Annotated in this window: 26 protein-coding genes and 1 pseudogene; 16 read left to right on the top strand and 11 right to left on the bottom strand. The window is 61.7% G+C overall.

What is annotated here, in order from left to right; translation table 11 throughout:
• Position 1: 1 nt before the first annotated feature.
• From iolG to iolD, 6 genes are read right to left on the bottom strand one after another with little or no spacing between them, the layout of a single operon-like run.
• Positions 2-997: an inositol 2-dehydrogenase gene (gene iolG / locus ACMHLQ_RS19020; protein ID WP_415402257.1), complete on the bottom strand. Its 996-nt coding sequence runs from the start codon at positions 995-997 to the stop codon at positions 2-4.
• Between the two features lie 4 nt (positions 998-1,001).
• Entirely contained in the window at positions 1,002-1,829 is an 828-nt protein-coding gene (locus ACMHLQ_RS19015; RefSeq protein ID WP_415402256.1) for a class II fructose-bisphosphate aldolase, read from the bottom strand.
• Positions 1,826-2,668, bottom strand: a complete 843-nt coding sequence (locus ACMHLQ_RS19010; RefSeq protein WP_415402255.1) for a 5-deoxy-glucuronate isomerase — start codon at positions 2,666-2,668, stop codon at positions 1,826-1,828. The genes ACMHLQ_RS19015 and ACMHLQ_RS19010 overlap by 4 nt, the downstream gene beginning before the upstream one ends.
• Before the next feature lie 15 nt (positions 2,669-2,683).
• Positions 2,684-3,664, bottom strand: coding sequence for a 5-dehydro-2-deoxygluconokinase (iolC, locus tag ACMHLQ_RS19005; protein WP_415402254.1), 981 nt, complete (start codon positions 3,662-3,664; stop codon positions 2,684-2,686).
• Positions 3,661-4,506 (bottom strand): phytanoyl-CoA dioxygenase family protein, encoded by an 846-nt coding sequence (locus ACMHLQ_RS19000; RefSeq protein WP_415402253.1) that lies wholly within the window; start codon positions 4,504-4,506, stop codon positions 3,661-3,663. The genes iolC and ACMHLQ_RS19000 overlap by 4 nt, the downstream gene beginning before the upstream one ends.
• A gap of 3 nt (positions 4,507-4,509) precedes the next feature.
• Positions 4,510-6,378 carry a 3D-(3,5/4)-trihydroxycyclohexane-1,2-dione acylhydrolase (decyclizing) gene (gene iolD / locus ACMHLQ_RS18995; RefSeq protein ID WP_415402252.1) on the bottom strand — a complete coding sequence of 623 codons (1,869 nt, stop codon included), beginning with the start codon at positions 6,376-6,378 and terminating at the stop codon, positions 4,510-4,512.
• Between the two features lie 119 nt (positions 6,379-6,497).
• On the opposite strand from iolD, the gene ACMHLQ_RS18990 reads away from it, so the two are divergent.
• The 8 genes from ACMHLQ_RS18990 (at position 6,498) to ACMHLQ_RS18955 (ending at position 12,922) form a co-directional block, all read left to right on the top strand.
• Positions 6,498-7,601 carry a Gfo/Idh/MocA family protein gene (locus tag ACMHLQ_RS18990; protein WP_415402251.1) on the top strand — a complete coding sequence of 368 codons (1,104 nt, stop codon included), beginning with the start codon at positions 6,498-6,500 and terminating at the stop codon, positions 7,599-7,601.
• 12 nt (positions 7,602-7,613) lie between these two features.
• The gene (locus tag ACMHLQ_RS18985) at positions 7,614-8,510 is read left to right on the top strand and encodes a TIM barrel protein (RefSeq protein WP_415402250.1); all 897 of its coding nucleotides are present in this window, start codon (positions 7,614-7,616) and stop codon (positions 8,508-8,510) included.
• A gap of 4 nt (positions 8,511-8,514) precedes the next feature.
• Positions 8,515-9,669, top strand: coding sequence for a Gfo/Idh/MocA family protein (locus ACMHLQ_RS18980; protein ID WP_415402249.1), 1,155 nt, complete (start codon positions 8,515-8,517; stop codon positions 9,667-9,669).
• 123 nt (positions 9,670-9,792) lie between these two features.
• Positions 9,793-9,996, top strand: a complete 204-nt coding sequence (locus ACMHLQ_RS18975) for a hypothetical protein (RefSeq protein ID WP_415402248.1) — start codon at positions 9,793-9,795, stop codon at positions 9,994-9,996.
• A 123-nt stretch (positions 9,997-10,119) separates the two neighbouring features.
• Positions 10,120-10,644, top strand: a complete 525-nt coding sequence (locus ACMHLQ_RS18970; RefSeq protein WP_415402247.1) for a ricin-type beta-trefoil lectin domain protein — start codon at positions 10,120-10,122, stop codon at positions 10,642-10,644.
• Positions 10,637-10,990 (top strand): hypothetical protein, encoded by a 354-nt coding sequence (locus ACMHLQ_RS18965; RefSeq protein ID WP_415402246.1) that lies wholly within the window; start codon positions 10,637-10,639, stop codon positions 10,988-10,990. Before ACMHLQ_RS18970 ends, ACMHLQ_RS18965 begins: the two co-directional genes overlap by 8 nt.
• Positions 10,987-11,721 carry a DedA family protein gene (locus ACMHLQ_RS18960; protein ID WP_415402245.1) on the top strand — a complete coding sequence of 245 codons (735 nt, stop codon included), beginning with the start codon at positions 10,987-10,989 and terminating at the stop codon, positions 11,719-11,721. Before ACMHLQ_RS18965 ends, ACMHLQ_RS18960 begins: the two co-directional genes overlap by 4 nt.
• Positions 11,627-12,922, top strand: coding sequence for a sulfatase-like hydrolase/transferase (locus ACMHLQ_RS18955; protein WP_415402244.1), 1,296 nt, complete (start codon positions 11,627-11,629; stop codon positions 12,920-12,922). The genes ACMHLQ_RS18960 and ACMHLQ_RS18955 overlap by 95 nt, the downstream gene beginning before the upstream one ends.
• Positions 12,923-12,949: 27 nt before the next feature.
• On the opposite strand, the gene ACMHLQ_RS18950 is transcribed toward ACMHLQ_RS18955, so the two are convergent.
• Entirely contained in the window at positions 12,950-13,792 is an 843-nt protein-coding gene (locus ACMHLQ_RS18950; protein ID WP_415402243.1) for a nitroreductase family protein, read from the bottom strand.
• A gap of 133 nt (positions 13,793-13,925) precedes the next feature.
• Between ACMHLQ_RS18950 and ACMHLQ_RS18945 the strand changes: the two genes are divergently transcribed.
• From ACMHLQ_RS18945 to ACMHLQ_RS18910, 8 genes and pseudogenes are all read left to right on the top strand, one after another.
• Entirely contained in the window at positions 13,926-14,639 is a 714-nt protein-coding gene (locus ACMHLQ_RS18945; RefSeq protein WP_415402242.1) for a succinate dehydrogenase/fumarate reductase iron-sulfur subunit, read from the top strand.
• Entirely contained in the window at positions 14,639-14,971 is a 333-nt protein-coding gene (locus ACMHLQ_RS18940; protein WP_415402241.1) for a succinate dehydrogenase, read from the top strand. Before ACMHLQ_RS18945 ends, ACMHLQ_RS18940 begins: the two co-directional genes overlap by 1 nt.
• Positions 14,968-15,321 carry a succinate dehydrogenase, cytochrome b556 subunit gene (sdhC, locus tag ACMHLQ_RS18935; protein WP_415402240.1) on the top strand — a complete coding sequence of 118 codons (354 nt, stop codon included), beginning with the start codon at positions 14,968-14,970 and terminating at the stop codon, positions 15,319-15,321. The genes ACMHLQ_RS18940 and sdhC overlap by 4 nt, the downstream gene beginning before the upstream one ends.
• Before the next feature lie 2 nt (positions 15,322-15,323).
• The gene (locus tag ACMHLQ_RS18930) at positions 15,324-17,081 is read left to right on the top strand and encodes an L-aspartate oxidase (RefSeq protein WP_415402239.1); all 1,758 of its coding nucleotides are present in this window, start codon (positions 15,324-15,326) and stop codon (positions 17,079-17,081) included.
• A gap of 4 nt (positions 17,082-17,085) precedes the next feature.
• A complete protein-coding gene (locus ACMHLQ_RS18925) occupies positions 17,086-17,592 on the top strand; it encodes a hypothetical protein (protein ID WP_415402238.1) in 507 nt (168 codons plus the stop codon).
• A gap of 3 nt (positions 17,593-17,595) precedes the next feature.
• Positions 17,596-18,551 (top strand): annotated as a pseudogene (locus ACMHLQ_RS18920) (fumarate hydratase).
• Positions 18,548-19,213: a fumarate hydratase C-terminal domain-containing protein gene (locus ACMHLQ_RS18915; RefSeq protein ID WP_415402237.1), complete on the top strand. Its 666-nt coding sequence runs from the start codon at positions 18,548-18,550 to the stop codon at positions 19,211-19,213. Before ACMHLQ_RS18920 ends, ACMHLQ_RS18915 begins: the two are co-directional and overlap by 4 nt.
• A gap of 7 nt (positions 19,214-19,220) precedes the next feature.
• The gene (locus ACMHLQ_RS18910) at positions 19,221-19,967 is read left to right on the top strand and encodes a sulfite exporter TauE/SafE family protein (RefSeq protein ID WP_415402236.1); all 747 of its coding nucleotides are present in this window, start codon (positions 19,221-19,223) and stop codon (positions 19,965-19,967) included.
• Positions 19,968-19,974: 7 nt separating this feature from the next.
• Here the strand turns inward: ACMHLQ_RS18910 and ACMHLQ_RS18905 are convergent, their stop codons facing one another.
• The 4 genes from ACMHLQ_RS18905 to ACMHLQ_RS18890 form a co-directional block, all read right to left on the bottom strand.
• Complete coding sequence (locus ACMHLQ_RS18905; protein WP_415402235.1) at positions 19,975-20,187, bottom strand: hypothetical protein; 213 nt, start codon at positions 20,185-20,187, stop codon at positions 19,975-19,977.
• Positions 20,181-20,717 carry a sulfite exporter TauE/SafE family protein gene (locus ACMHLQ_RS18900; protein ID WP_415402234.1) on the bottom strand — a complete coding sequence of 179 codons (537 nt, stop codon included), beginning with the start codon at positions 20,715-20,717 and terminating at the stop codon, positions 20,181-20,183. Before ACMHLQ_RS18900 ends, ACMHLQ_RS18905 begins: the two co-directional genes overlap by 7 nt.
• Entirely contained in the window at positions 20,714-21,616 is a 903-nt protein-coding gene (locus tag ACMHLQ_RS18895; protein ID WP_415402233.1) for a LysR family transcriptional regulator, read from the bottom strand. The genes ACMHLQ_RS18900 and ACMHLQ_RS18895 overlap by 4 nt, the downstream gene beginning before the upstream one ends.
• 151 nt (positions 21,617-21,767) lie before the next feature.
• On the bottom strand, positions 21,768-22,769 hold the full coding sequence (locus ACMHLQ_RS18890) for a LacI family DNA-binding transcriptional regulator (protein ID WP_415402232.1): 1,002 nt from the start codon (positions 22,767-22,769) through the stop codon (positions 21,768-21,770).
• Positions 22,770-22,771 lie beyond the last annotated feature (2 nt).

Genomic DNA, 22,771 nt, shown 5'->3' with positions numbered 1-22,771 from the left:
CCTAGTCAAACACCAGCGCTTGCGGCGATCCACTCTCATATGAGGCCTGCGCCGCATCCGCCATCACCTGCGCCTTGAACCCGTCGATCCCGCTTGGGTTGGGCGACGTGCCTGCAGTCAGCACCTCGACAAAATGTTCCATCTCGGCCGTGTAGGCGGCAGCGTAGCGTTCCAGGAAAAACGGCTCGGTCGGCGCGCGACAAAATCCGTCGGCGTTTGACACTTCGACCGTCGAGGTCAGCACATTGTCGGCGCGCAACATGCCCGCGCTGCCATGCACCTCGATCCGCTGGTCATAGCCATAGGTCGCGCGGCGCGAGCAGGAAATCTGGCACAACTTGCCCAACCTCGTGCGCAGCGACACCATGGCCGTGTCCACATCTCCCGCCGCACCGATGGCCGGATCAACAAGGCATGAGGCGTGGGCGAAAACCTCGACCGGGTCTTCGCCCAGCAGGAACCGCGCCATATCCAGATCATGGATCATCATGTCGCGAAACAGCCCGCCGGACGTCTTGATGTAATCGATGGGCGGCGGGGACGGGTCGCGCGACAGGATCGTCACCATCTCGACCGCGCCGACCGCTTGCGCATCAATCTGCGCTTTCAGAGTGCGAAAATTCGGATCGAACCGGCGGTTGAAGGCGATAAAAAAGGGCACGTCATGCTCGGCCACAACAGCCAGACAGTCCCGGATGCGGTCAGAGGACAAATCGATGGGCTTTTCGCAAAAGATCGCCTTGCCCGCGCGCGCAGCGGCGTGGATCAGGTCGTAATGCGTGGTGGTGGGCGTGCCGATCACCACAGCGTCGATGTCGGGTGAGGCAAGGATCGTGTCCACATCCATCACCTTTGTACCGGCGCGTTTGGCCAAGGCCTCTGCGGCCGCAGGCGCCGCATCGGCGACAGCAGCGACTTGGGCGCCTTCGATCCCGAACAGACTGCGGGCATGGACCTGCCCGATGCGACCACAGCCCAGAAGTGCAATGTTGATCATAGGCTTAGCCCCTCATTGTCTTGAGTACGTCCTGCGTTGCCGCAACAACCGGATCATGGGTGTCTTTCAGGATCTGCACCCGATCGAACCGGTCGGGGTCGCTATTGACCGCGCTGCGCAGGGCATGGCCAAAGGCTTGCCGCAGCTCAGTCCCGATGTTAAATTTGCAGATGTTGGTACCCGTCGCCAGCGCGCGCCGTTGCGCGGCAGGTACGCCAGACCCGCCGTGGATCACCAGCGCCACATCGGTGACGGCCTGAATGGCAGCAATACGGTCTTCGTCCAGCCCGCCCGATTGGTCGGTCTGCAAATGCACGTTCCCGACCGAGATGGCCATGGCATCCACACCAGTCTCGCGCGCGAACTGCGCGGCCTCCTCAGGGTCCGTTCCGGCAGAGGCTTCGCCATTGTCATAGCCGACAAAACCGATCTCGCCCTCGCAGGAAATGCCCGCCTTGTGCGCCATCTCGGCAATCGCCGCCGTTTCGTCGATGTTCTGCTGCAAGGGCTTGCGCGAGCCGTCGAACATGAGCGAGGTAAAGCCGCTCTCCAGCGCCTCCTTGCACTCTTCGAACGTGTACCCGTGATCGAGGTGCGCGACGACCGGCACCGAGGCCTCTTCCGCCAGATGCCGAAACATTTTGCCCAATACCGGCAGCGGCGTGTGCGCGCGACAGGATGGCCCGGCCTGCAGGATCACGGGGCAGCCTTCGGCCTCGGCAGCGGCCACATAGGCGCGCATGTCTTCCCACCCCAGCGTAACCAGACCGGCCACGGCATACCCGTCAGCCTTGGCCGGGATCAGAACGTCTGACAGTGTTGCAAGCGTCATTTGAACTTGGCGATCATGTCTTTGATGCCGGGGATCGTTTCGATCTGGTAGGCATGCGAAGGCTGGAAGTACTGCACCAGGCTGCGCTGGCTGAGGCCACCGAGGATGGTGAAATAATACATCTCGTAGCCCGGCAGCACCGCGCAGGGGTGATAGCCGTTGTCGAGGCAGATCGTGGAGCCATCGACGATATGATAGGCATCGCCTGCCTTGCCATCCTCGCGCTGCAACATCTGCACGCCCGAGCCGTGATTGGGGCGGAAGCGGAAATTATAGGTCTCGTCGTGCCGCGTCTCGTCCGGCAGGCGGTCAGTGTCATGCTTGTGGCTGGGAAAGCCCGACCAGCCGCCCTGCCCCACGGTGAACAGTTCAGACACAAGCAGGCGCCCGACCTTGCCGTGATACTTGGTGCCCAGGATGTGCTTGATCTTGCGATGCGTTTTCGTGTCGTCCGATCCGTATTGCACGAGGTCCAACTCGTCCGAGCGTACGGCAAAGGCGTCGAGCACCTTGTCAAATTTGGCCCCGGCCACGAATACTTCGGCCTCGTCAGAGGTGCAGACCATTTCGGCCTTGGCCGCCGTGGGCACATAGACGCCCTCGGGCTCGCCGTCCCACACATCGACGCCGCGTCCGCCGATCCCGTCGGCCTTGAACCCCTCGACATTCACATCGACGCTGCCGGTGGCTGGCACGATGCAGGTCTCAAACCCAGGCACGGCATATTCGAAGGCCTGCCCTTTTTTCAGTTTCACGATGTTGAAGTAGTTGAGCGGGACAGTCGCGTCATCCACATCCACGATCGGTTTGTTCTGGTTGTCGTAAGGCGCAATATGCATGTGCGGCCTCCTTCTTTATGCGTTGGTGGGACCGGGATGGTTTGTCAGGAAATCGTCCAGCAGGTCGGGCGTGGGCATCGCAGGCGCGCAGCCCGGTTGCGAGACGGTGATGGACGCGCAAGCCGAGCCGCGCAGGATGGCGGCGCGCAGGTCGTGCCCATCGGCAAGCCCGGTCATCAGCCCTGCCATGAATGCATCCCCGGCCCCATTGGGTTTGACGGCTGTGACGGGGTAAATGCCCGTCGCGATCTCTTGCCCCCCGGCATAAGTCACGGCCCCGTTTTCGCCCATCTTGTAGATCACGATGTCTGCGGTTGTTTCGGACAGTGCGCGGGCCTTGGCCTGTCCCTTGTCCATGCCGCCTGCCATGAACCCGAATTCCTCGTCATTGCCGACGATCATGTCTGAGGCCTCTGCCGCGCGGCTGAGCACATCGGCGGCAACCTCGGGCGAGGGCCAGGAATAGGGGCGGTAGTCGACATCGAAGATGATGGGCAGTCCCGCCGCCTTGGCCAATTCGAACGCGCGGAATGTGGCGCTGCGCGAGGGTTCGGCGGCAAACACCGTGCCTGCAGTGATCAACGCACCGTATTTGGCGTAATCCACCGCCTCAACATCCTGAGACGTCATCTGAAAATCCGCGGCCCCGTTGCGGTAGATGACATTGCGGTGCCCGTCGAGCACGCTTTCGTAAAAAGCGAGCGAGTTGCGGTATTCGCCCCCGACCCTGCTCACGTGAGTGGTGTCTACGCCGTAGTGCTGCAACCGGTTGGTACAGTAGCTGCCAACCGAGTCATCGGACACGGAGGTGACCAGCGCCGCCTTGCCCCCCAGTTTGCAGATGCCCGCCCCGATATTGGCCGCTGACCCCCCAAGGTCGACTGTCAGACGCTCGGCATCCTCGGCCCGCACGCCCACATCGGTGAAGAAATCAATCCCTGCACGCCCCACGATGACAAAGTCATTGGCCTTTATGCCGTCCAGAAGTGCGCTCATGTGATGCCCTCTGCGTTCACGGCGTCCGCCTCGTCCAGAACCTCCGGATAGCGGTAGTTGAAGCCCAGAAGCTGGCGCATCTCGGGGCTGGCCGCATCGAGGAAGGATTGCGGCAGTGCACCGGACATATCCTCGAGCGGTTTGACGAATTTTGGGATGTAGTTGATCAGCACCGCATTGCGGTCGTGATCGGCGTTGTTGGGCATCGCGCAGTGCCAGGCCGCGCCAAAGAAGATCACGGTGTCTCCGGGTTCCCCCGTCATGCGGGCGCAGTTGGCGTAGAAGTGGTCGTGATCCTCGGACGTGGGATAGCGCATGTCCTTTTGCGTGCCCGGCAGATAGGCGGTGGCCCCGCTACCTTCGGTGAAGGGGTCAAGAGCCACGGTCACCTGTGCATTCATGGGAAAGCTGGCGTTCAGACCCATCGGGTGCGTGTCCGGCGCGTGGAAATCCCAATAGGGAAAGTCGATATGCGGCTCTTGCCCCGGCCCGCCGGGCAGGATGCGGTTGGCGGCGATCGAGCCCATGATGAACTCGGACCCGAGCCAGCGGCTGAGCACGGCCATGATCACGGGATGTGTGGCCATGTCGGAGAACACATCACCCTTGGCCAGCAGATTCCACACCCGTCGTTGCAGGTTTGCCCGCCCGTCTTCCATCGCCGCGCCCTGAAAATGGGTGACCTTGTCACCCTCTCCGTTCGAATGGGCCATAATGATCCGCCGCGCATCCACGATCTGGTCAGGTGTGAACAGCCCGGTGATACGCACCGCGCCGAGGCCATTCAGCAACTCGTCGCAGATGGTGACGGGGTCGGCGGTGTCGGCGGTGAACGTGCGCATTGCTCAGACCCCTTTGCGCTGTTTGGGTCGGGTGGATTCCCAGTCGGCATGCGCCTCGGCCACTTTCGGATTGTCGGTGACATGCGGCGTGCCAACCTCCCACCAGGTGTGGCCTTCGGTGGTCCAGCCCTCGTAGGCGTCAACCTTCATGCAGATCACATAAGTCTTGTCGCTGGCCTTGGCGCGCTTGAACGCTTCGCCCAGTTCGGCCGGGTTCTGCACGGTTTCAGCCGTCGCGCCCATGCTGGCGGCATGCGCCTCGAAATCCACGGCGAAGGCCTGCGGTATGGTGGGTGCGTCGGCCAACAGGTTGTTGAAGCTCTCGTTGCCGGTGTTGTTCTGCAACTTGTTGATGACGGCAAAGCCGCCATTGTCGAGCAGGAGGACGATCAGCTTTTTCTGGCTCAGCACGGAGGAGTAGATGTCGGAGTTGAGCATCAGGTAAGACCCGTCGCCGCAGAAGGTGATTGTGTCCTGTTCCGGCTCACGCTCGGATTGCGCGATGCGGGCACCCCACGCTCCTGCGATCTCGTAGCCCATGCAGGAAAAGCCGAATTCGACGTCTACTGTCCCGATATCAAGCGTGCGCCAATTGGCCGTCACCTCGGCAGGCAGACCACCCGCAGCCGCCACGACCCGGTCGCGCGCATCACACAGTGCATTCACGGCACCAATGGCTTGGGCGTAGGAGTTCGGGCGGTTGCCCGGTGCGACGTTGTCCGCCACGTATGTGTTCCACTTGGCGCGTTCGGACTTGGCCAGATCGACCCAGGCGGACGGTGCCGTATGGCTTCCCATCTCAGCCGCCAGTGCGGTCAGCCCCAGCTTGGCATCCCCGACCACGGGCAGGGACCGATGCTTGCCCGCATCATGGCGCCCGGCGTTGAGGCCAATGATCTGCGCGTCCTGCGCAAAGGCTGTCCACGATCCGGTGGTGAAATCCTGCAAACGGCATCCCACTGACAGGATCACGTCCGCCTGTTCCGCTATCGCGTTGGCGCTGTCCGACCCGGTCACGCCGATGGGCCCGATGTTGAGCGGATGGGTGTCCAGCATATTGGCACGCCCAGCGATGGTTTCGACCACCGGGATGGCGTGCGCCTCGGCAAAGGCCGTCAGTTCCGCCACCGCGCCCGAATATTGCACGCCGCCGCCGGCGATGATCATCGGGCGTTTGGCTGCCCTCAGCGCTGCAGCGGCCTCGGCCACTTCGCGCGTGTCCGGGGTCTGGCGACGGATGCGGTGCACCGTCTTTTCGAACATGGCGAGGGGATAATCATAGGCCCAGCCCTGCACATCCTGAGGCAGCCCTAGAAAGGCGGGGCCGCAATCGGCCGGGTCCAGCATGGTGGCAATTGCGTTGGGCAGCGACTGGATGATCTGCGCGGGATGCGTGATGCGATCCCAATAGCGCGTTACCGGTTTGAACGCGTCATTCACGCCGAGTGTTGGATCACCGAAATGTTCGAGCTGTTGCAAGACCGGATCCGGCAGACGGGTGATGAACGTGTCGCCACACAGCATCAGCATGGGCAGACGGTTCGCATGGGCAAGTGCGGAGGCCGTCAGCAGGTTGGCGGTGCCCGGCCCGGCAGACGCGGTACAGAACATGAAGCGCTGGCGCAGCCACTGTTTGGCATAGCCCGCGGCGGCGAAGCCCATGCTTTGTTCGTTCTGCCCACGGTAAAGCGGCAGGACGTCCTTGTGATCATAAAGCGCCTCGCCCAGGCAGGTCACATTGCCGTGCCCGAAGATGCCGAAACCGCCGCCGCACAGGCGCCATTCCTGTCCGTCGACTTCGATGAACTGCGCAGAGAGATAACGTATGATGGCCTGCGCTGTCGTCAGGCGCACGGTGTCTGAGCCCGCCATATTATTCCTCCCGAAGACGTGCAATCTGCTTTGACGACGATTCTGTATTGACCGTCTGGTTGCAATGACGATACCAACCTTGCAACCGGTTGCAAATACTTTTTCAGGGAGGGTCGCCGATGTCCGAAATCGGAATTGGCATTGTCGGCGGTGGCTATATGGGCAAGGCCCATGCGGTAGCGTTTGGAAGCGTAGCTGCGATCTTTGATACCGCCTTGCGGCCCCGTCTCGAGATGGTGTGCGCAACGACACAGGAGTCGGCGGAACGCTACCGCGCAACTTATGGATTTGCACGCGCAACCGATGATTGGCGGGTGCTGGTGGCCGACCCCAAGGTCGAGGCCATCGTCATCGCCTCGCCCCAGGACACGCACCGCGACATTGCACTGGCTGCGTTCGCTGCGGGCAAGCCGGTGCTGTGCGAAAAACCGCTGGCCGAAACCCCGGATCACGCGCGCGAGATGGTCGCCGCCGCCAAGACAGCGGGCGTCGCCAACATGGTCGGCTTCAACTATGCCAAGACCCCGGCGACCCAATACGCCCGCAAGCTGGTGACCGAGGGGCGCATCGGGCAGGTCACATCCTTTCGGGGCGAGATGACCGAGGATTTCTTTGCCGATCCGAACGATCCGGGTACATGGCGCGCCCAAGGAGACGCCAACGGGTGCATGGGCGACCTGGCCCCCCACCCCATCAACTGCGCGCAAGCGCTCATGGGGCCGATCGAGGCACTGTTTGCACGCGTGGAAACCGTGCATGCGGAACGCGGCGGCGTTGAGGTCACGAATGACGATCAGGCCTATCTGACGCTCCGCTTTGCTTCGGGCATCAACGGCAGCCTGTTCATCAGCCGCGTCGCGACAGGGCGCAAGATGGGCTATGCCTATGACATCTACGGAACGGGCGGCGCGATCCGCTTTGACGGCGAGGATCAGAATGCGCTCTGGCTCTACACCGCCGAAGGGCCCGAGGCCGAGCGCGGGTTTCGCAAGATCCTGACCGGCCCGGCCCATCCCGACTACCTGCCCTTCTGCCAGGGGCCGGGGCACGGCACCGGATATCAGGACCAGATCATCATCGAGGCCAAGGACTTTCTGACCGCGATCCACACGGGCGAACCCGTTTGGCCCACGTTCGAAGAAGGTCTGCGCGTCAATCAAGTTGTGGCTGCGGCCCTTGCGTCCTCGCGCGCCGAGGCATGGGTCAACGTGGCGGATTTCTGAAAGGTTCAAGACATGATCAAGATCGGCAATGCCCCCTGTAGCTGGGGCGTGGAATTTGCGGATGATCCGCGCAACCCGGCCTGGCGCAAGGTGCTGCAGGAAAACGCGGATGCGGGATATGCGGGGATCGAGCTGGGGCCCATCGGCTTCATGCCCGAGGACCCTGCCCGCTTGGGTGACGCGCTGGAAGAGTTCGGCCAGGAGCTGGTCGGCGGCGTGGTGTTCCGCCCCTTCCACGATGCGACCAAGTGGGACGAGGTGATGGATGCCAGCGTGCGCACCTGCAAGGCGCTGCAAGCGCATGGCGCGGAGCATCTGGTGCTGATTGATTCCATCTCGGAGCGGCGCGCCCCAACAGCTGGCCGCGCGGAGGAAGCCGAGCAGATGGACGGTGCCGAATGGTCCGCCTTTCGCGACCGCATCGCGGATGTGGCGCGCATGGGTGCCGAAGAATACGGCCTGACCGTCGGTATTCATGCCCACGCCGCGGGCTTCATGGATTTCGAACCGGAGTTGGAGCGTCTGCTGGACGAGGTCGATGAGAGCATCCTGAAAATCTGCTTTGACACGGGCCACCATTCCTATGCGGGCTTTGACCCCGTGGCCTTCATGCAGCGCCATATCGGGCGCATCAGCTACATGCATTTCAAGGATATCGACCCCAAGGTGAAGGCGCAGGTCGTGGCCAATCGCACCGACTTCTACACCGCCTGCGGCGACGGAATCTTTTGCAATCTGGGCGATGGCGATGTCGATTTCCCCGCTGTGCGGCAGGTGCTGCTGGACGCCGGGTTTGAGGGCTGGTGCACGGTTGAGCAGGATTGCGACCCGGCGGGCGACACCTCGCCCATCGACGATGCGAAACTGAACCGCGCCTATCTGCAATCCATCGGTTTTGAGGGGGCCTGATACAATGGCAAAGCTGCAATGGGGAATGATCGGCGGCGGTGAAGGCAGCCAGATCGGGCCAGCCCACCGCCTTGGCGCGGGTCTGGACGGATTGTTCGAGTTTTCAGCCGGTGCGCTGGATCACCGCCCCGACGAAGGGCGCGACTATGGTCAGCGCCTGGGGTTGGGGGATCGCGCCTATGGCTCGTGGCAGGATATGCTGGAAGGCGAGCAAAAGCGCGACGACCGGATTGATCTGGTCACCGTCGCCACGCCCAACGCGACCCACTTTGAGATCACCAAGGCCTTTCTTGAGGGCGGCTTTCACGTGCTGTGTGAAAAGCCGATGACCATGACGGTCGAGGAAGGCCAGGAAATCGTCGAGATCGCGCAGAAGACCGGCAATATCTGCGCGGTGAACTACGGCTATTCCGGCTATTCGCTGGTGCGCCACATGCGGGCGATGGTGGCGCGCGGCGATATCGGCAAGGTGCGGCTTGTCGTGGCAGAGTTTGCGCATGGCCATCACGCGGACGCGACAGACGCGGATAACCCGAGGGTCCGCTGGCGCTATGACCCCGCACAGGCGGGCGTGTCGGCGCAGTTTGCCGATTGCGGTATCCACGCGCTGCACATGGCGTCCTTTGTCACGGGCCAAGAGGTTGAAAAGCTGTCCGCCGACACCGTGTCGTGCATTGATGTGCGCACGCTCGAAGACGACGCGATGGTGAATTTCCGGATGGATGGGGGCGCGGTTGGGCGGCTCTGGACCTCATCTGTTGCCATCGGGCGCCAGCATGGGTTGGGTATCCAAGTCTTTGGTGAAACCGGCGGGTTGCGGTGGTCTCAGGAACAGCCCAACCAGCTCTATTACATGCCGCTGAACGAGCGCCTGCAGGTGATCGAGCGGGGCGAGGCGAACCTGTCGCCCGAGGCCGACCGTACCACCCGCGTCACCATCGGCCATGCCGAGGGGATGCCGCTGGCCTTTGCCAACATCTACACCGACCTCGCCGAAGCGATCAGCGCGCGCAAGGACGGGCGGCTGATGGACCCGGCGGCCAACCTATACCCCAGGGCAGAGGACGGGTTGCGGTCCATGGCTGCGGTCTTTGCGGTGGCTGAGAGCGGCAAGCAAGATGGCGCGTGGCTGGATGCGCGCCCACCCATGTTCCGCTAGAATGCGGGGCCGCCTGCGGCCCTGCCAAGCCTGATGACGAGCCGCGTGCGCAGCCAATCCAGGTTCGCCGCGACGGAACACCTCTGCCCAGTCGTATAAGGAACGTCAGGCGCGGAGGATCACATGCTCACCAAGAACAGACTGCTTCCCCCGATGGCGCTGGTCGTCTTTTCAGCGGCGTGCCTGGCCGTCATCCTGACATCCCGAACACTGGCCATCGACGGACAAACGCCCCTGATGTTCCTGTCCCACAAGGTTGGGCTGGTTGCTTGCAAAAACGTGGACCTGTTCTGTTTCCAGACTGTGGTGCCAAGCGTTGTGGGGTGAAGGTAAAGTGGCGAGGACTGCAAACACAGGCCCGTGCCTCTGGCGACGTCGCGCGCTACGGATATCGCTCAGAAACACAGGCGTCCCTTACAGTTGTCGTCGCCGCCAAACGGAGCAACAGCCATGACACACCATCCCTTTACCCTATCTCTGACCACCCTCGCCCTGATCGCATCGCCCGTTCTGGCCGAACCGCCTGATCTGCAAACACCCGCGCCCGTCATCTACCTCAGCGACAACCTGGATGAGGTCGACAGGCTGGGCTGGTGCATCGACACTCAGGGCCGTGGGTTTGCCGAAAACCTGCAGGCGCATTCCTGCAAGCCGCAAGGCGGCGATGTGCAGTTCTCTCTCGATACGGACACGGGCCAGATCCGCTCTGTCGCGTTCGCAGGTTACTGCATGGAGTATGTGCCCGAAGCCTACCCGGTCTTTGCCCTTGCCACATGCGCACAGGACACCCTCCACCAGCGTTTCGGCTATGATCCTGCGACCGAGGCGATCTCTCCCGCTGATGATCTTGCACAATGCGTGACTGTCGCGGCGCAAAGCCGTCAGGCCGGGCCCTTCATGTCCCGCACGTTGTTGATGGCGCCTTGCGATGACACCGACCCGATCCTCAGGCGCTGGACGGTCCTTGATGGTTGAGCGCAGCGTCATCGGTTTCGCACGAGAGAATGTGCTGCCGCTCGCGGTGCTTGTGAGCGCCATCGCTGTGGCCACTTACTTCGGCTTTCAGGTGATCGTCGACATTCTGTACTTTGACAACCACGGCCCTGTGGATGTCGAGCTGCAACCGTGGATGACGCCGAGATACGTGGTGATGACTTATGATCTGCCGCGTCCACTGGTGTTTGGCCTTCTTGATTTCGATCCAGACGCGGACAGAGGCATCCGACTGCGCCAGATCGCAGAACGGCAGGACCTGTCCATGGAACAACTGACAGCGCGTGTGCGCAGCGCGGCCGAAACCTACCGCGAGACGCAACCGTGACCGACGCGATCCTCACCCTGATCCCCGATTACGGCCTGATTGTTGTCTTCTGTGTCGTGGCACTGGCCTGTCTTGCGGTGCCCGTGCCAGCCTCTGTTCTCACCCTGGCCTCTGGCAGCTTTGCCGCTGTCGGTGACGTGTCGCTGAACATGGTGCTGATCACTGTCCTGTTGGCATTCATCATCGCCGATCAGGCGGCGTTTCTCATCGCGTGGCGCGTTGGGCGCGAACCAATGCATCGCCTGTCCAGGGCTGCGCGTGTTGGACCCATCATTCAGCGCAGCGAAGCATTGTTGCAGCGTCATGGGGCTGCCGCCGTCTTCCTGAGCCACACGATTTTCAGCCCGACCTGCCCTTATGTCACCTACCTGTGCGGTGCCGGTGGGCTGCCATGGGCCCGTTTCACGCTGGTCGCCGTGCCCAGCGCGGCGGTCTGGACCTGCGCCTATGTCGGGTCGGGATACATTTTTGCCTCTCAACTGGAACAGGCCGCAACCCTGATCAGCAATATCATCGGCAGTGCTGTTGCCTTTGGGGTCGCTGTCGGCACCCTGATCGTGCTGCGGAACCGCTGGGGCCGCCTGCGCGCCCAGGCAGTCCGACCCGCATCTCCGGCCCGCGCTGAAAGGAAAGCCCATGAAACTCCGCCACATCGCGTCTGTCTTTGCACTGGTTTTGGCCCCATGCGCCGCAATGGCTGCACCCAACATCCTGCTGATCATCGCGGATGACATGGGGATCGATGCATCACTCTGCTACTATCTTGGCGATCAGCAAGCCCCCATGCCCAACCTGCAGGCCATGTGCGACACGGGCGTGGTCTTTGACAATGCTTACGCGGCGCCCACATGCTCGCCCACGCGCGCAACCATCATGAGCGGGCTTTACGGGTTTCGCACAGGTGTCGGTGCACCAGTCGATCCTGAAGGGAGCAATCAACTCTCTGTCGATACGCCCACGATCTTTGATGCGCTGACCCCGGCGGGCTACGCATCCAACGTCATTGGCAAATGGCACCTGTCGAGCCGGGCACTAGGCTATGATGCCCCCGCTGACATGGGTGTGTCGGATTATTTCGGCCTCTATACGGGGGGCGTTCGGGACTATTTCAACTGGACCGCCATAGAGGACGGCGCCGAAGTCCAGATCGACGGTTATGCCACCACCGTCTTTACGGACCGGGCGATCGACTGGATCGACGCCCAGAACCAACCCTGGTTCCTTTGGCTGGCCTACACTGCGCCGCATGCGCCGTTTCACTTGCCGCCCGACGACCTGCACAGCTATGACGACCTGCCCGGCGATGCAGCATCTATCGATGCCAACCCACTGCCCTACTATCAGGCCATGCTGGAGGCGCTGGATACCGAGATCGGGCGGCTTTTGTCCTCGATGAGCCCGCAGGAGCGCGACAATACCATCGTGATGTTCGTAGGAGACAATGGCACACCCAACCAGGTCACACGCACGCTTTACTCGGATCACGGTGCGAAGGGCACGATTTACGACAGCGGCACACGCGTTCCACTGATCGTCAGTGGCCCGGGTATCGAGGCCGCGCGCACCCGGGATTTCGTGAACACGACCGACCTTCATGCCACGATTGCCGCACTGGCCGGGGCGTCCGTGACGACGCCGGACTCCATCGACTTCAGCCCGATCCTCGCAGGTGAACCGGGCGCACGGAACGTCGCCTATATCGAACACTTCACTGAGCGCCAGACGCGCGGTGGTGGCATCTATGGCTGGGCGATCCGCGAAGGGGCGTACAAGTTGGTCGCGCCGGATGGGGCACCCCAAGAGCTGTACAATGTGGTCGATGATCCGTTTGAGCTGACGGATCTTTTGCAGACGCAACCCACTGATGCGATCCTCGCCATCGCGGAAGGTCTGGCGTCACAACGCGCAGATCTTGTGGCGGGCAATGACTAGCAAGTGACCGCCCCGTAACGATTTCGATCAATCGAGGTTGAAACCACGGGATCGGATATGGGCGCCAAAATTGTCCCGCTCGGGCTGGCTGTACTGCCTTACCTTGTCTTCGGACCACGCATAGGCATCGCTTTGCCCGAACACCTCTGGGAAGCGCTGTGTGCTATATGGCTGCGTTGCGGCGCGCCCGGCATCATAGGTTTCGACCTCTTCCTGAACTCTATCATCCTGGAATCGATCTATGTGGCAGGTGGTGCGCAAGGGCAGACGTTTCGATATCTCCGGGGCCTGTGCCGGGAGTCCAAATGCGAGACCCGCGAAGGGAAACACGTGGTCCGGCAAGTTCAACAGTTCCGAGACGGCCGCCGCCTCATTGCGCACCGCACTGATTGGACAGCACCCGAGGCCCAGCGCCTCCGCAGCGGTGACAAAGGCACCGAGGGCGATGGCAGCGTCGCCAGTTGCGTTAAAAAACGCGTCAAGGTGGTCGTTCGCAAACGGAACATCGTGCCATTTATGCAGCATCCGTTGGCGGCGGTTGTTGCCACAAAAGACTGCAATCATCGGCGCATCCGCGACCCAGGCCTGACCCGAAACCAGGTCGACAAGACCCTGCCGCACCTCGGGCGCACGCAGCAAAACGATATCGCGCTGTTGCAAATCACTCTTGGTGGGCGAGGCAAGCGCAACGGCACAAAGCATGTCCACCCACGCAGGTGGCACGGGTTTGTCGAGGAACGCGCGACACGACCCGCGCGCTGCCATGGACTGCAGGACGTCTGTATCGGGCAGCGTTGCGTCCAGTCCGGGCGCATCACTGTAGCGGGCCGCCAAAACCCGCTGCAGGTCTGAGTGAGGCTCTTTGGTCATGTCTGCCTTTCCGCGCGGGGCATTCTGCAAGTAACGCTAACAAAACCCGAAAGAATTATTCGCGTTCATTAAGGTACGCTATCAACTATGGTGCAACGCAACATGCGCGGCGCCTTGGACGATATCACCTGTCATGACCGAAGAGACCCTCAAAGTCACAATCGAACGCACAGATGAGGCTCAGCGCGTTTTCGACGTGCCGGCCTATGAAAACCAGACGGTTCTGGATGTCGTGTCGTGGGTGCAGCAGCATGCCGACCCGACGTTGAGCTACCGCTTTGCCTGCCGCGTGGGGATGTGCGGCAGTTGCGCGATGATGGTCAACGGGGTGCCGCGGTGGACGTGCCGCACGCACATCTCCAAAGTGCTGGAAGGCAACGCGGTATCCATCGGCCCGCTACGCAATCTGCCCGTCATCAAGGATCTGGCCGTCGATATGGACCCGTTCTTTGACAAGTGGATCGCGGCCGAAGCTGTGCATCACGGTGCATTGACCCGGGATGATCCGATTGCGCCCGTGGACGACGCTACCCCCGCGCGGGTCGAGGCCAATGCCGGGATCGAATGCATCAATTGTTCGGTGTGCTATGCGGCCTGTGGCACCGTCGCGGGCAACTCCGACTACCTTGGTCCGGCTGCGCTGCAACGCGCATGGACCCTGCTGAATGACGCAAAGGACGAAGGGCGCGTCGCCATCCTCGACGCCGTTTCGGGAAGTGGTGGCTGTCATAACTGCCATTCGATGGGTTCTTGCACCACCTATTGCCCCAATGACCTCGACCCGATGTCCGCCATTGCCGGTCTGAAACGCGAAACGGCCAAGTCCTTTTTCCGGAGGGGTCGCTGATGCTGAACCTGCGCCTGTACATGTTGCAACGGATCACCGCCCTGCTGATGGCGCCATTGGTGCTCGGGCATCTGGCGGTCATGATCTATGCGGTGCAGGGCGGGCTGAGTGCGGCCGAAATCCTGGGCCGCACCCAAGGGTCGATTGCGTGGTTCCTGTTCTACGGTCTGTTCGTCCTGGCCGTGTCCATCCACGGCGCCATCGGCCTGCGCGCTGTTGCGCATGAATGGGGCGGGTTGAAAGGGTCAGCACTGGAGGTCGCGATGTGGGCCGTCGGCGTTGGCCTCTTTGCCCTGGGGGCACGGGCCGTCTGGGCGGTGACCTTCGCATGACAATGGCGCGTGGCATCACCTCGCGTGCGCACCCGCTGTGGCACTCCTACATCCTGCACCGGCTTTCGGGGCTTGGGCTGGCGTTGTTCCTGCCTGTCCATTTCTGGGTCCTGTCGCTTGCGCTCACCCGCCCGGAACGGCTGGATGGCGTCCTTGCCTTTACCGACATCGGGATCGTCAAACTGGCCGAATTCGGGCTGGTCTTCCTCCTCTGCGTCCACATGTTCGGGGGCCTGCGCCTTATGGCGATGGAGTGGCTGCCATGGAGCCCGTCGCAAAAGACGCTCGCGGCAGCCGCGACAGCGGTGTCCTTCCTGATTGCCACGCTTTTTCTCATGCAGGCGGTGTGACCATGAAACTCAGCGATATCGAACGCCACGACACGGACATCCTGATCCTCGGGACCGGGGGCGCAGGCCTGTTCGCCGCCTTGCACGCCCAGCAAACGGCACCTGAGGGCACAAGGATCACCATCGCCGTCAAGGGGCTGATCGGCAAATGCGGCTGCACGCGCATGGTGCAGGGAGGATACAATGTGGCGCTTGGCGGTGGCGACACGGTCGAGCGGCACTTTATGGACACCATCCAGGGCGGTAAGTGGCTGCCCAATCAGGATATGGCGTGGCGACTGTGCGAACAGGCCGTGGTGCGCATCCGTGAGTTGGAGAACGAAGTTGGGTGCTTCTTTGACCGCAACCCGGACGGGTCGCTGCACCAAAAGGCGTTTGCGGGCCAGACCGCCGACCGGACCGTTCATAAAGGTGACCTGACTGGCATCGAGATCATCAACCGGCTGATGGAAAAGGTGCTGGCGAGCGGCGTCGAGAAGTTGCAGGAACACCGCGCCGTGGGCCTGATCCCGACGAAGGATCGCAGTGCGCTGGCCGGGGTTCTGATGATCGACATGCGCTCGGGGCGCTTCCGTCTCGTGCGGGCCAAGACCGTGCTGATGGCCACAGGTGGCGGGCCGACCATGTACAAGTACCACACGCCCAGCGGTGACAAGACGATGGACGGCCTCGCCATGGCTTTGCGGGCCGGATTGCCCTTGCGCGATATGGAGATGGTGCAGTTCCACCCCACCGGGCTCTTGGCCGGGGATCACACCCGCATGACTGGCACGGTGCTCGAGGAAGGGTTGCGCGGGGCAGGCGGGCAGTTGATCAACCACGCGGGCCAGCGGTTCATGTTCGACTATGACGGCAAGGGCGAGCGCGCCACCCGCGACGTGGTCAGCCGCGGCATCTATGCCGAGATGCGCAAGAACAACAATCCGGATCAGGAGGGTGTGTTCATCTCGATGTCCCATCTCGGCCCCGAGTGGGTTGCCGAGAAGTTTAAAGGCATGGTGAAACGCTGCGCCGACAGCGGTTTCGATCTGGCCGCGGGCAAGGTCGAGGTGGTACCGACGGCCCACTATTTCATGGGCGGGGTAGTCGTGGATGTGGATACGCGCACGGCAATGGAAGGGCTCTATGTGGCGGGCGAGGACGCAGGCGGTGCGCACGGCTCGAACCGGCTGGGCGGCAACGGGGTCGCCAACTCGACCGTCTATGGCGGCATCGCGGGCGACACGATGGGGCGTGATGTGGCGCATATGACCCTGCGTGATCCCGACGAGGACGCGCTGGCCGCCGAGTTCGAACGCGCCACCCATCCGCTGACTCGCGCACCCGGCCTGATCCTGCCTTTGCGCAAGCAACTACAGGACCTCATGTGGGAAGAGGTCGGCGTGATGCGGACCGAGGCGGGAATGAAACGCGGGCTGGACGGGACTGCGCAGGTATCCGATGCCCTGATGGATATCGGCCTGGATGACAGCAACCTCGCCTTCAACCTCACTTGGCACGACTGGCTGAACCTGCGCTCGCTCTGCGACATCTCCGAGGTGATCACCAAGGCAGGTATCGCCCGCGAAAACTCCCGCGGGGCGCATTACCGCGAGGATTTCCCGGACGATGGCGGGCTAGAGAACAGCGATTTCACAGTCGCGACCCTCGAAAGCGAAGAGGTCAACGTCACCCGCGAACCCGTGCAGTTTACCATCGTCCGTCCCGGCGAAACGATCCTGCCGGAGGGTGCGCCCGAAACACTGGTAGCGGCGCAATGAGTAAATGACTTACGCATCTTCAGAAGTGCTCAAGGATTGTTTAGTCGCCTATACGCTGCTTGAAGAAGAGAAAGACCTTGAGCGCTGGAGAGTCCATTGGGCTGGTGCTGTCGCACTCCTCAGAACGATCGGACACGTTCTCGAGAAAGTGGATGGAAAAAATCCCAAGTACAAAACTGCAGTAAAATCTGCGTATGAGAGCTGGAAAGCTGATAGAGAAAAGCACGCTATTTTTTGGGAGTTTATTGTCGCCGAGCGTAACAATATTCTAAAGGAGTATCGTTTCAATCTCCACTCAAATGACGAAGTTGGTATCGCATATCGGCTGAATCTTAGAAATGTCGTGACCGGGGAGCCGCTGGAGATATCCGATGCTGTTTTCTTGGATGAAAATATCTACAGGCCCGCTCTGGACGGATTTCGAGAAGGTGATGATGTCAGGGACATCTATGGTGATGCTTTAGAGTGGTGGGCTCAAGAACTCGACAAAATTGATGCAGCAGCAGGTTAGCAAATGATCCCCATCTCCCTCATCCAATCCACCGCCGAGGTCCTCATGGACAAGGCGGCCATCGAAATCCCGCAGGACTACCTCGACGGACTGCAACACGCCGCGAAAACCGAGGATGGCGACCTGTCTTCCTTTGTTCTCAAGGCCATGCTGGACAACTACGAGGCCGCCAAGGAAGACCGCCGCGCCATGTGCGGCGACACGGGCGTGCCGCGCTGGTTTGTGAAGATGGGCAACGATGCAAACGTCGAAGGCGGCATGATCGCGCTCGAGGCCGCCCTGCGCCGCGCCACGGCCAACGCCACCAACGGCGTGCCCTTGCGCCCCAACCGGGTGCACCCACTCTGGCGCACCGACCACAACAACAATGTCGGTATCGGCGCGCCCGAGATCGAATACGGGTTCGAGCCGGAAGGCGCATGGATCGACCTGATCACCGTGCACAAGGGGGGCTGTTCGGCACCGACTACCGGATGCTGTTCCCAAGCGACGGCATCCAGGGGATCAAGCGGTTCTACCTCGACAGCCTCATGGCCTTTGGCAAGCGCGGCCTGGCGTGCCAGCCCGCCATCATCGGCATCGGCCTGGGCGGGTCCAAGGATATCTGCATGACACTGGGCAAGCGCGCCTCGACCCTGCGCATTGTGGGCAGCCGCAACTCCGACCCGCGCATCGCCGAAATGGAGGATGAATTCAAAGAGCTGGGCAACTCCATCGGCATGGGCGCGATGGGGTTTGTCGGCAAGAACATGGTAATCGATTGCAATATCGAGGTCGGGTATTGTCACACCGGCGGAATGCCCATGTCGGTCCACGCCTTCTGCCTGTCCTCGCGCCGCGCGGTGGCGCGCATCCATGCCGATGGGCGGGTGGAGCATCGCACTGACCCGGATTGGTTCACCGACTACCAACGCCGCGAAACCATCGACTGGGACCCCGTCCGGGAGGCCGCAGAATGAGCCCGCGTGAAATCCGATTGTCCACCACGCCCACGCCCGAGGCCATCGCCGACTTGCGGCTTGGCGATGTCGTCTACCTTGACGGGGTGATGTACACAGCGCGCGAGGGCGTCTACATGCGCGCACTGGAGGACAAGGCGAATATCCCGATGGAGCTGCCCAGCCAGTCGGCGGCCAATTTCCACTGTTCTCCTGCGGCGCGGATCAACCCGGATGGGTCGTTTGATATGGGCGCGGTCACCGCCACGGCCTCGTTCCGGTTTGCCAAATGGTTGCCGGAGTGGATGGCCAAGACGGGTGCCAAACTGATCGTCGGCAAAGGGGGCATGACCTCGAAGGATTACAAGGATTACTTTGTGCCCAACGGCGCGGTCTACCTGTCCACCGTGGGCTACGGCACAGGTGCCCTTCTGGGCCGGGGGGTCGAAAACGTCGAGGCGGTGCACTGGAACGAGGAACTGGGCCTCGCGCAAGCGATGTGGGTTATCAAATGCAACCGCATGGGGCCGTTCATTGTGGCATCCGACCTCAACGGCGACTGCCTGTTCGAACGGGAAAACGCCAAGATTGCAGAGAACGTCGCGCGTGTATACGAGGGCACGAAACCGGCCGTCCTCAAGCGCTATGGCGAAAGCGACGACCGCAAGGACGAAGTGATCTAAGGTATCCATGCCCGACCTGTCCCTGATTGCGTTCGCGAGCGCTGTTCTGCTGCTGGCAGGGACAGTCAAAGGGTTCATTGGCTTGGGGATGCCCACCGTCGCCATCGCCCTACTGACACTCCAGCTTGATGCGCGGTCCGCTGTGACGCTGGTGGTGATACCGATGCTGCTCAGCAATGTTTGGCAATTCTGGCGCGGACCAGACATGGCCGGGTGCGTCAAACAGCATTGGCGCTATGCCATCATCCTGATCCTGTTTGTGGCCGCGACCGTTTGGTTCAGCCAGTCGGCACCGGACCAGTTTCTACGCGCTGTTCTCGGCGCTTTCGTACTCGCATTCTGCTTCTTCAGCTGGCGCAACATGGTGCCCCTGATCCCGCCGCACCGGGTGCGCCTGTTTGAAGGGATCAGTGCCGTGGTCGCCGGACTGGTCGGCGGATTGACCGCTGCCTGGGCACCGCCCTTGGCGATGTATTTGACCGGGCTCCGCCTCCACCGCGACGCTTTTGTGCAAGCGCTCGGGTTTCTGATTACAGCCGGCAGCGTCTCCATTTTCGTGATGTTCATCGCCGTGGGGCACAGTTCGGGCTCGGATCTGGCGTTCTCAACATTTTTGCTGCTCCCCGCCCTTGTCGGGTTCTCAGTGGGCGAGCGTTTGCGCCATCGAACAGACCCCGAGCAGTTCAAAAAGTACTTCTTGGGCGCGTTTTCGATCTTGGGAGTAAACCTGCTGTTGGGGACGCTTCTGGGGTGAGGCGCGCTTATGCGACTTCGCTGATGAGCACACCCAGACCCATCGCCAGCGTCAGCAAGATCAGCATACGGCGAAAGCCCGTGTCGCTCAGCCTGCGAAAAACGGCAATGCCCACCTGAGCCGCGCACAAACCACAGGGGATGGTCAGGGCCAGCGCTGTCAGCGCGGTCTGATCATAGGCGCCCCGGAAAAACAGCAACGTCACGGTGGTCGTCAGCATGACCATGTTGAAGGGTTGCAGCACCGCCCGTGTCTCGGACTTGGTCCATGGGCGTATGGACAGCCACATGGACGGCAGCGCCCCGGACACGCCAGCAGCCCCCCTAACACGCCCCCCAGAAAGCCGACCGCCCCGTCGATAACGGGCGTAGGCCGTGAAAAGGCGGGCAGCGCCGCACGAAAGCCGAAATACCCACCGTAGACAATCAGCAGGGTCGCAACCGTGACCCGCAGCGTGCCCGAGTCGATCTTTTCAAGCAGGGCAAGGCCGACGGGCACGCCGATGAGGCCGGGGATGAGAAACCGAAAGAGGCGCTTGGGCTGTGCCCTGATCTCTGCCCGCACGATCCACAGCCCCTGAAGCCCCGCCAAAACAGACATGAACGCCACGATGGCCACCGCCCTGATCGGGTCCAGAACGACGAGGTAAAAGCCCAAGGCAAAAAGGGCGGTGCCCGTGCCCGAAAGACCGTTTATGAACCCACCCGCCAGAGCGCCGAGCGCAAGATAGACGTAAAACTCAACGCTCATTCGCTGGCCAGTGCCTTGCCAAGGGACGCGGTTTGGATGACCTGCGCCAGGGCCTGATACAACTCGTCCACGGCCTGCTGTTTGATGTGGTTTTCCTGATGCACCAGACCCAGCGTCCGGTGGGGCGCGTCGGGCCCAAGGTCGAATTGTTTCACCGGGATGGCATCCTGCGGCTTGACCGCAAGATCGGGGACAATCGACACGCCGAGATTGGCATTCACCATGCTTGCAATAGCTTCGGGGCTGTCCAGTTCCATCGTTTCCGACACCCGAATACGTTTCGACAAAATCCAGTTGTCAATCAACGCACCGACGACGGCGGTGCGGTCAAATCGGATGAAGGGGCGCGTGTTCAACAGCGCGATTGGGTCGTCTCCTGCTTCTTCGATTGCCGCAATAAGCTGCATCGGCTCATCCGCCAGTTCGCGAAACACAAGGCCCGCAGGCATGAGATGCGGCTTGGACGTGATCGCGGCATCCAGATTTCCGCGCTCGACCTCGGCCAGCAGTGTGGTCGTCAGCCCCGGCCGTATGTGAAAGCCGATGTCAGGATACTTGGCCTTCATTGCGGCCATGGCCTGAGGTGCAAGCCCGGTCAGGGTGGTGCGCAACACGCCGAGGGCGATCACACCCCGCAATCCCTCGTCATTTACAACCGACGGGACCAGGTTGTCATAGTCCGCTATCAGGGTCCGGGCCTTTTCGACGATCCGGCGGGCAGCGGGCGTAAGCTGCGGTGTTCTGGTGCTGCGGTTGAACAACTCGATCCCGAGGTCCGCCTCGAGCGTCTGCATTTGCTGGCTGACGGCGGCATGGGTGACATGGACAACCTCGGCCGCCGCGCTGAACGTTTTGGTTTCGGCGATTGCCACCAATGTACGAAGCCTGCGAATGGTCATTTTGCCCTTTGCCGAGCAGAAAGGTTTTGTGTCAATAGCAGCACTGAAAGCCTGCTTTCATTAAGCCTGACTTACATCAGAATTGGGCAGCTTGACCACGTCAGAATTGACCGCACCGATTGCGAGACAGACTGAGCCATGATTTGACGAGTCACCCTTTGACAGCGCGCAACGTGCCCCGTTCGACCACATGGCAATCGAAACTCAGCGACTGCGCGACCGTCTCTTCGCCGTCCAGCATCGCCTCGACCAGATCGACCGATGTGCGCACGATCTCGTCGATCGGGTTGTGAATGGTGGTCAGATTGATGAGCTCCCACCCGGCCATTTCCATGTTGTTGAGGCCGAGGATTCCCACATCTTCCGGCACCGACAGCCCCGCATCCCGGATCGCTGACAGGGCCCCGATGGACAGCACGTCATCGCCGCAAAAATACGCCTCTGCCGGTCCCATGGCCAGCAGGCGGGTCATCTCGTCCCGCCCTGCGTCAAAGGAATAGGCCTTGGCATAGGACACGGACAAGGACACATCAGGATGCCGCCCCAGTTCCTCGACAAAGCCGGTGTGCCGGTCGCGCGTCGATGTCGCGCTGAGCGGGCCGGCCAGAAACCCGACACGGCGATAGCCGCGTTTCAGCAATTCGCGCGCCGCGATCCGCCCCGCCTCGCAGTTGTCGATGCCCAGCACATTGACCAGCGGATTGTCGGTCAACCGTCCAAAGGAATGCACGACACGCATGCCCGCCTCGTGGAAACTCTCGGCAAAGCTGACCGGCAGTGTGGACGAGGCGACGATCACCGCATCAACCGAATACTGCTGCAACATGCGCATGGATTGCGACGGATCCACCTCGTCCGACAGGTTCACCAGCAAGGGGCGCAGACCCCGTTTCTGCAACTCGCGAGTCACAAGGTCGAAGACCTCGAGGAAGATCGGGTTGTGGAAGTTGTTGGACACAACGCCCACCAGCTTGGTCCGCCCGGTCGTCAGGGATGAGGCGAGCGCGTTGGGGCTGTAGCCTAACTCGGTCGCTGCCTTTTCCACCTTTTCGCGGGTCTTGCCGCTGATCGAGGCACCTGGCGTGAAACAGCGCGACACGGCAGAGCGGGATACGCCCGCCCGCTGCGCCACATCCTTGAGGGTTACGGCCATGG

This window comes from Tateyamaria algicola (assembly GCF_047715485.1).
Taxonomy (GTDB): Bacteria; Pseudomonadota; Alphaproteobacteria; order Rhodobacterales; family Rhodobacteraceae; genus Tateyamaria.
The sequence above is the reverse complement of the archived record's forward strand: the minus strand, read 5'-3'. Positions and strand labels throughout refer to the sequence as shown.